Annotated in this window: 1 protein-coding gene and 1 pseudogene; both read right to left on the bottom strand. The window is 56.7% G+C overall.

Going from position 1 to position 2598, the window contains the following annotated elements; genetic code table 11:
• Positions 1–190: 190 nt before the first annotated feature.
• Entirely contained in the window at positions 191–1231 is a 1041-nt protein-coding gene (selD, locus tag LKE08_RS00315) for a selenide, water dikinase SelD (protein ID WP_324702199.1), read from the bottom strand.
• A gap of 57 nt (positions 1232–1288) precedes the next feature.
• Positions 1289–2452, bottom strand: a pseudogene (locus LKE08_RS00310) (FAD-dependent oxidoreductase); the annotation flags it as partial.
• Positions 2453–2598: the final 146 nt, after the last annotated feature.

The raw sequence follows: 2598 nt of genomic DNA, 5'->3' as shown, positions 1-2598 counted from the left end.
GAACATACAGACAGTTATAAGGTTGGTCAGGGGTGCGCCCCTTATATTCATCCGAGGGGATGAAAACCTTACCGGGAGGTTGTTTCGGGCATTTCAGCCCTATTTCATTCCCGAACGAATCGCACTCAAACCCCAATTATACCATCACTTGAGGGTGACTCACCACACCACCTGAGTCCCCGCCATATCTTCAAACAATCGTTATCGGAGAAACCCCCGTCGCCCCGGCGGGCCGGACTCGACCGACGATCGCACTATCGGAATAACCCAGATCTCGGAGATCGGCGAGACAGGAATCCGCACGATCTTCGGGGATTGCTGCCAACAATCCCCCCGAAGTTTGCGGGTCGAATAATAGGGTATAATAAGGATGGGAATTGACGGCTTCTCGGTTGGCGATCGCACCTTCCCAACGTCGATTTTCTGGGAATAGCGAACTGTAGATTTTTTGACCGAGGGTTTCTTCGGCGCCGGTCAAAATGGGCAGGGCGGATAAATTCAATTCCACCGATACCCGAGATCCGCGTATCATTTCTATCAGATGTCCGAGTAATCCGAAGCCGGTGATGTCGGTGCAGGCGGTGACGCCGTGGCGCCGCAACGCATCCACCGCCGCCCCGTTGGATCGCAGCATGGACGCGATCGCACCCTCGACCCAGCGGCCCTTCGCCCGCAACCGCATATCCGCCGCCAGTAGGGTTCCGGTGCCCAACGCCTTCGTCAAAATCAACACCTGGCCGGGTTCGCTTCCCCCTTTGCGGAGGAGATCCTCGGGTCGCGCCAACCCGTTGCACATGAGCCCGAAGGCCATTTCTTCGCCCTCCGTGGTGTGTCCGCCGACGAGGACGGCCCCCGCCTCGTTCAACACCGTCACCGCCCCCAGAAGCAGTTGATAGAGGCTGTCTTCCACTTTTTCCGGCGGCGCGTAGGGCAACGTTGCGATCGCCAGTGCGCTGTGGGGGGATGCGCCCATCGCGAATAGGTCGCTGAGGCTGTGGTTGGCGGCGATTTTTCCGAATAAAAATGGATCGTCGAATGGGGCGCGAAAATAATCGACGGTTTGCACCATAACCGATTCGCCGGGAACTTGCAAAACGGCCGCGTCGTCGGCGCGATCGAGTCCGATCAATATCCCGTCTTTTTGGGGAAAATCCGTTTCCGCCCGAATTTTTTTGAGGGTATTTTCCAAGATCGAACCGCCCACTTTCGACCCGCAACCGGCACAGCGCATGGGGGGTGGGGAAGATAACCGGGGGCGATTTTGGGTTTTTGTTTCCATCTGGGGGGATAGCCGATCGAAGCGATCCATAAATTCGCGATCGATGCGGTCTTTCCACTTCCAAATCAGCGGATGGGGGCCGAGGCGAAACCACCCCCGCGACGCGATCGCTTGTTCGTCTCCGGTGCCGATCAAGATTAAAAATTGCTTCTGGGGCCGGTAGGGTTTCAAGGATTGTCCGAGGGCGAACCGGCGCAGATTTTGGGTGAGGGGTTTCCCCTGGCGGACGGCAAAAACACCCGCTTTCGGACGGGGATGATTGGTCATTGTAGCGACATCTCCAGCCGCAAAAATGTGGGGGTGGGAGACGGATTGCAGGGTATCGCCGACGAGGATAAAACCGCGATCGCTAACGGCGAGTCCCGATGCTTTCAACCAGGGGGCGGCGGAGGCTTGCGTCACCCAAAAAACGCGATCGCATTCCACCGAAAACCCCGAATTGCACTCGACCCGGTGGGGATTTTCCCCCTCAATTTTCGTTACCGTTTCTCCCAGGTGCAACTGGATTCCCCGGCGACTGAGAACTTTTTTAACCCGCCGGCTAACTCCCAGATGGCGTTCGGGGAGGAGGCGATCGCCCCGTTGAAAGAGGTGCAATTCCAGGTTGTCTTCCGGCTGTCCGCTTTGGCGAAAAATTCGGTGCAAATGGCTTTGGACGGCCAGAATTAATTCCACTCCCCCCGCGCCCCCGCCGACGATCGCGAACCGTCTTTTTTGGGCCGGATTTTTGACGACATCCGCGACTATTTTATCCCAAATGGCGAGAAATTTTGAAATCGGTTTGACGGCGATCGCGTGTTCTTCCGCACCGGGGACGGTGAGGGTAGCGGGGGTGCTGCCGATGTCGATAGATAGAAAATCGAAGGGCACCGGGGGGCGGTTTTCACAGCGAACTCGGTTGGCGTCGAGGTCGAGTCCGATCGCGCGATCGACGAACAGTCTCGCCTCGGCAAAATTGGCTAACGGCCGCAGGTCGATGTGACAGTCATCGAAGTTATAAAGGCCGGCAATATATCCCGGCAACATCCCCGAATAGGGGGTGTGCACAACATCGGCGATCAGGGTAAGTCGCAACCCCGGAACGGGATTCATCGCCAACTGTTTGAGGGCGATCGCGTGGCTGTGGCCACCGCCGATCAGTACCAGGTCTTTTACAGGGGGAACGGATAGCATAATTTCTAGTATAATAGAGTAGGTGCGATCGCGTCAATTGAGTAGTCAGTCTAAAAAGCGCTAAAGCGCCACAACGAACTAACATCCAAATACAAACAACGCCTCTCTGTGTCCTCTGTGCCTCTGTGGTTCCCTCTCCCCTCCTC

Origin of the sequence: Lyngbya sp. CCY1209, assembly GCF_035615495.1 — a bacterium.
Lineage (GTDB): Bacteria > Cyanobacteriota > Cyanobacteriia > Cyanobacteriales > Microcoleaceae > Limnospira.
The sequence above is the reverse complement of the archived record's forward strand: the minus strand, read 5'-3'. Positions and strand labels throughout refer to the sequence as shown.